We start from the raw sequence: 5,480 nt of genomic DNA on the forward strand, positions 1-5,480 counted from the left end.
TTCCACGTCCAGCCATTACGCATCCGGCGGTCAATTCTCCCGCGGTGGTATGTCCATTCCTGCACACTTTCGGACAGCATTTCGAGTGACCAGCGCCGAACCCCTTTCGATCAACGCCCACATCGAAATCTCTCGGCGGCTGGCAGACCTGATCACGCTGGCGATGCATCGGCCCGCCCACGTACGGCGCATCAAGTTCTCCCGCAATCCCACAAGCGCATCGGCAGTTCGACTGGTGGAGCTCGGACCTGATCAGCGAGGACACCGACCTCGATGATTCGGGCACGACGCTTATCAACTTCACACTCGACGATGTGGATCTGCCGACCCTCCTCGAAGGCTGGCACGAACTGCACCAGAAGGCGAACTACGGGACGCTGTCCGTCATCGCACTTCAACGCGAATCGAGTATGTACTACGAAACCAAGCTACTTGGACTGTGCGGCGCAATCGAGGCACTGCACAAGGGTTTTCACCCAAAATCTCTCGACTACCGCGAACGCTGCGTCGCCCTCGCACAGATCCCTCCACCGGCCGCGGTACGTCAGGTCATTCCCGACATCGAGGTATGGGCTAAGAACATCAAAAATGCTCGGAACCATCTCGCACACGGCGACGAACCTCACAAGCGCAAAATGTCCGAAACCGTCTGGTACAACCTCTATGAACCTGGGGTCGCCCTGCTGGTGCTCGTCGCGATGACCAAACTCGGCGTCCCGGAGCGGACACAGTTGAAATCGCTCAGACAAGGCGCATTGAAGCGCGCAGTCCTCGGCGCTAGGGCGTCCCGTCCTGGACCATGAACGCTACGGCAACGCCCTGTCCCCTAGCTCTGAGAGACCCGACCGGCCGAACCTGTACCGCGCCAGAGGGCTGGTTTCAGAACATCCGGCGCGCATTTAGGCCCTTTGACATGGCTAAACGACACGTCCCCCATGCGAAAAAATACGTGACATCTACAGCCCGGCGGGGCCAGCATCTGCCAGCAGATTCAATCGGCCAGAAGCCTGTTGTACGTAGCGGTGATAATCGTCAACGCTTCGACTTCGTCCGGCGCTGAATTCTTGGCGCGAAGTTCGTCCGCAAGCTCCGCCGCATCCTTGATTCGACTGGGCACTCGTACATACCAGTCGAAACCGCTGGGGAACTTCGCGATTCCCGCCAGCTGAAGGCCGAAATTGACGAACTCATCGATCGTTCTTTGATCGTCGTCGGTGAACTCCTCGAAGTGACTCTCTCGCTGGCCAGTCCGCGGGTTTGTGTGAGTGACCTTGACCGGGGGGCGAGCCGAGATCGGGACGGCAACACGGAAAGCGCGGGCCGGTCCTGCCGCCCACACGGTCATCAGATCGTGGCTGGTCATTGCGACTCGCACATAGTGCCCACCCTCGACGGTATCCGGCAGACTGCTCGGCTCGTGGGAGACCGGGAAATCGCTCCACTGCTGGCTCATCAGTAGGACCTCCTGACATCACCTCGACGGCACACACCATCAGAGTGTGTGCCGCCGAGGTGAGCTTGTCGACTACCCGATCTGGAATTGGCCGATTGTCTCGCCCTCTCGCGAAAGAAGCGGCACAATTCTCGTGGTCGCGGTATCGGTGGACGGTTGCGCCGTCAGATCACTGGCACGGACGAATCCGGCTTGCAGGTCGGATCCGATAGCACTGACCAAGTCAGGCAGCTCAGCGTCGCTTTGAACGTTCAGCGCGTCCCCGTAACTCTCGCCCCTTGCGTTGACTCCGCTCTCGCCCGCCGTGAGAGCTGGCTGGCGCTGAAGAGCTGAGGGCGCAGGGAACTGGAGCGGATCGGTCGGGAACGTGACGTATTCGTTGATGGCGCCGTTCGACTGGTTGAGAACTGCTACGAATCCGTGACTGTTGTAAAAGCCTGCACCGCAGTCCCTTTGCGTGCTGGCAACTTGGGAGTTGGAGATGAGGGCATTGAACCGGTAATCGGTGGCACTGCACAGGGCGCCCTCGCGGAACAGCCGCGCCTTCGCTCCCATGATGCCCGGGGAGACCACGTTGGCGAACGAGGTGTAGATCCGACTGCTCGCGATGGGCACTCCCCCGTTGTCGATAGTCGAGGTGTGGAGGAAGATCGTGCCGTTGACCGGTGGAGTGGGTCCGATCCAACCGGTGCGCACCTCCGCTTGAGCTGGGGACGCACCTACCAGTGCAAGAACAGCTGCTGCGGCGATCGCTCCTGGAATGATTTTTCGTAGAGATGTCATACCTTTGTCCTTTGCTTGGTTGTCAGGCAGAGACATTGACGTGCAGGGGGTTTCGGATCAGCGATTGAAATAGCAGACTCGGTTTTGGGTGGGGCAGATAAATCGTTCGCTCTGTGGCCCAGGACCCCATACTGAAGCCGTTGTCGGGATCGACCAGACATAGTCGTAGCCGGATGGCTGAAACTGCATACGCCCTTCGATGAAGTACGTGCCGGCATCGACGATGTTCGACCCTTGAGCTGGTCCGTAGTTGAATCTGGGGCTCGCCTCCGAGACAGTGAACGGTGATCCCATGTAGTTGATTCCGCAACTCGTATCCAGGATCGGTCCGGGAACCACTTCACGGCAATGGGCGTCGTGCCGAATGAAATTCAGCGAAGGTCCTTCGTCATGGATCACTGTTGTAGTGATTCGTGTGGACCGTCCGTTCAAATTCAAATGAACGATCCAATCGAAGGTTCCCACCACACCGTCTTCGTCGCCGTAGATCATGTTGCTCTTCGCTTCCGACTGGTACTGGGCGATTTCCCTGATGCATGGGGAACTCGAATCCGGTTCACACCAGAGGTCGTAGTCAGGATCATCATTTAGCCGTGACTGCGGATTCGGAGGTGGCACCGGCTCCACAAGGTCAGGGCGAGGGACGACCGGAAGCACCTCCTGGCCGTCGGGAGTAATCAACATCGCTCCGTTGCAGACCCAGTTGGAGATGTTGCGCTCGAGCGCAGTATTGACACACTGCTGCCCAGCACCGGGAACTTGCATCATTTCCGGAGGAAGATCAGTCGAGGGATATTCCTCTACAGCGGGCGACTCAGGGGCAGGTTGGTCGAGTGTGTCTGGCGAGGCGCCGGCCACAGGTGCAACAGCCAGGGATAGCACCATGAGTACGACCGAGACCAGTGTGCGACGTTTCCACAAATTCGTTTTGACCACGCGGAGTACCTCCAGTGAGGTGCAGCAGCTCAGCGAAATGGCTGCCTGCGAAATTGACCGGTTAGCTAAGGCCAGCAAGTGATTCCGTGTGAGACTAACCGACCGCGCGGTTTCAAGCTAGGGCTTCACTGGAAAAATTTCGAGAGAGAACCCCTTTGGCGATTACATCAAAGATGTTTTGCCGCAATGGAAAACAGATCCCGGACCGGGTTTCCCCTCAGGATTGAGCTGGTTTGCCGCTATGTTGTTGAGGGTGAGGAGTTTTCGACAGAATCGAGTGTGCGCCTCTCGCGCGAGGAGAGTATTGAACTGGCTCGGGCTGTGACGACAGCGCCTATTGCGCCGCCGTGTACCCGATCCGCTTCCCGTGTCGCGCACACCGAACTTCTGCGGGCCGATGGATCGGGTGGAGCGACGGTGTTTGTCGAACTCGACGGTTGTGGGCGTGTGTATCTCGATGGCTATCGCACGTTGGTCCCTGATCAGGTGGCGATCCTGTCTCGATGAAGTTGGGTGCCGTCGGTATCTACAGCCGCGCATCCGACGAGGTGGGCGCGCACCGGGGTCCTGGGGGTCAACGAGGCATCGGATCCGCCTTGTTTCAGACGAGAAGGCTTGCTTAGTGCAGAGAACTGAGGAGCGCCCACGCATAGAGCTTTTTGGCATGGTGCCTTCGAGGCGGAGTCCTCCGGCGAGTACGCGCAGAGGGAGCTTGTCGGGGCGCGTGGCGTTCTTCGCCAAGGGCAGGGCGCGGTTCGTTTCGACGATGACCGGCTGGGGCTGTGGGAGTAGTGGGCGCAGGGTCGGGGTCAGTGGCCACGGCTCCTGCCAGCCGTTGAAGTCCGGGGCGGTCATAGCGCCTGCGGAAGTGGAAGCGGAGCCGATTGTTCGGGAGCGTGGGCCGTCCACCCCACTGCCCGGGCTGTGGGGCTCAGATCGAACCTGCCGGACCGGGGCGTATCCCCCGGCCCACTTGACCTCGATATCGACGGAGAAGCCTGTGATGCGGCCATAGCCCTGCCCGATCCCCGTGTAATTGGTGACGTGGGAGTCGATGCGGATATCCGCACCGTCCCATCGCCCTTCGGTGACCACCAGGCAGGAACCTTTGCTGCGTGCACGGGCTACCACCGCGCGCGCTCTGGTCGGCGGAACGGCGGCACCGGCCAGCCCGAGGACAACTAAGTCCATTCCGTCGAGCAGGATCGCTGCACATTCTCTTGGGGTACAGCGCCGTCTCAGATATTTGGGAACACGGTCGTTGCAGCTCAAAGGCTTTCACCGCGAACCTAGCAGATTGCAACAGGTGTCGCGCAGTAGAAACAACAGCCACCGGCCCCAGAACCGCGAGCGGCGCTATTTCTCAAGTCCTTTCATGGCGAACGAACAGTTGAGCTAGTCGCGCCAGATCGCTGTGAACTCGTACCAGGGGCCGCCGAGATGCGTTGCAGAGAAGTGGCCGAACCCAGAAAGTGTCCCGCTGGGTGAGTACACCCACCCCCGCGTCGTGGTGAACATGCTGCCGTTGTCGATGAAATAGACCTCATCAGGAGGTACGACACGGGTGCGACGAATATCGAACGAGCCGATCTCCAACTGTTCGGCAACAGTTCCCGCATTCTTGAGGAGGTCGAGTGCGATGGTCTCGAATTCTCCGCTCTTGTCGAGGAAAGACACCTGAGGCACCAACATCACCACAGCGACCGCGGCGGTGACGACGAGCGGCGCAGGCAGGATCCACCACGACCAGCGCCGGTCCTGACCCACGACGTACAGCGTGCGGATCGCCCACACCAACCCCACCATCACCAGAATGACCAACGCCGCAGCAGAAACGAGCAAAGGATCCAACCATCGGAAACCCCCGAACGGGGAAGGCCACCACCCGTAATGCCTACACATCAACACAAGAACCGGAACAACAGTGAACGCAAGAAGAATCGGCCCCGGAGGCTTCGACGATGCAGGCGGATCAGCTGCTACCCATTCACCCAACGACCTCAGCTTTCGCATCGCCTCACCGTATCGCTATGTAGAAGGGCGGACCTCAGCGATGCCACCCTCGGACCGACCCAGAGCGCTGCGGGCATCCATCGCGCCCGCGGTCGATCCCCTCGTTGTTTTTCAAGTTGTTTCCCCAATGTTCTCCGCGCACTCATTTCAAGCGGCGGATGTTGATCTCCAACAGGATCACCAATATCAGTGTCACAGCCGAAGCAATCAACAACGGTGTGCGGACATACTCGCTCTCCGACCACACGGAAACAGCCACCACGACAATGAGCACGAACAAAGCCAACACCGAGAT

At 59.4% G+C, this 5,480-nt stretch carries 5 protein-coding genes; 2 read left to right on the top strand and 3 right to left on the bottom strand.

Translation table 11 applies throughout. The annotated features are described in order from the left end of the window. Positions 1 to 277 (top strand): hypothetical protein (locus tag A2J01_RS24475; RefSeq protein ID WP_231915898.1); only part of this gene is annotated, 277 nt, incomplete at its 5' end. Positions 278 to 314: 37 nt separating this feature from the next. After that, positions 315 to 803 (top strand): HEPN domain-containing protein, encoded by a 489-nt coding sequence (locus tag A2J01_RS24480; protein WP_003946436.1) that lies wholly within the window; start codon positions 315 to 317, stop codon positions 801 to 803. A 188-nt stretch (positions 804 to 991) separates the two neighbouring features. Here the strand turns inward: A2J01_RS24480 and A2J01_RS24485 are convergent, their stop codons facing one another. From A2J01_RS24485 to A2J01_RS24505, 3 genes are all read right to left on the bottom strand, one after another. Further along, a complete protein-coding gene (locus tag A2J01_RS24485) occupies positions 992 to 1,453 on the bottom strand; it encodes a DUF5956 family protein (protein ID WP_003946439.1) in 462 nt (153 codons plus the stop codon). A gap of 72 nt (positions 1,454 to 1,525) precedes the next feature. Further along, positions 1,526 to 2,236, bottom strand: coding sequence for a hypothetical protein (locus tag A2J01_RS24490; RefSeq protein WP_003946437.1), 711 nt, complete (start codon positions 2,234 to 2,236; stop codon positions 1,526 to 1,528). Between the two features lie 2,331 nt (positions 2,237 to 4,567). Continuing rightward, positions 4,568 to 5,185 carry a hypothetical protein gene (locus A2J01_RS24505; RefSeq protein ID WP_003946082.1) on the bottom strand — a complete coding sequence of 206 codons (618 nt, stop codon included), beginning with the start codon at positions 5,183 to 5,185 and terminating at the stop codon, positions 4,568 to 4,570. Positions 5,186 to 5,480 lie beyond the last annotated feature (295 nt).

This window comes from Rhodococcus sp. EPR-134 (assembly GCF_001647205.1).
GTDB classification, from domain to species: Bacteria; Actinomycetota; Actinomycetes; order Mycobacteriales; family Mycobacteriaceae; genus Rhodococcus_F; species Rhodococcus_F qingshengii.

Coding starts and splice junctions, on each gene's coding strand:
- A2J01_RS24485 (WP_003946439.1), bottom strand. CDS start 1,453: ATGAGCCAGCAGTGGAGCGATTTCCCGGTCTCCCACGAGCCGAGCAGT.
- A2J01_RS24490 (WP_003946437.1), bottom strand. CDS start 2,236: ATGACATCTCTACGAAAAATCATTCCAGGAGCGATCGCCGCAGCAGCT.
- A2J01_RS24505 (WP_003946082.1), bottom strand. CDS start 5,185: ATGCGAAAGCTGAGGTCGTTGGGTGAATGGGTAGCAGCTGATCCGCCT.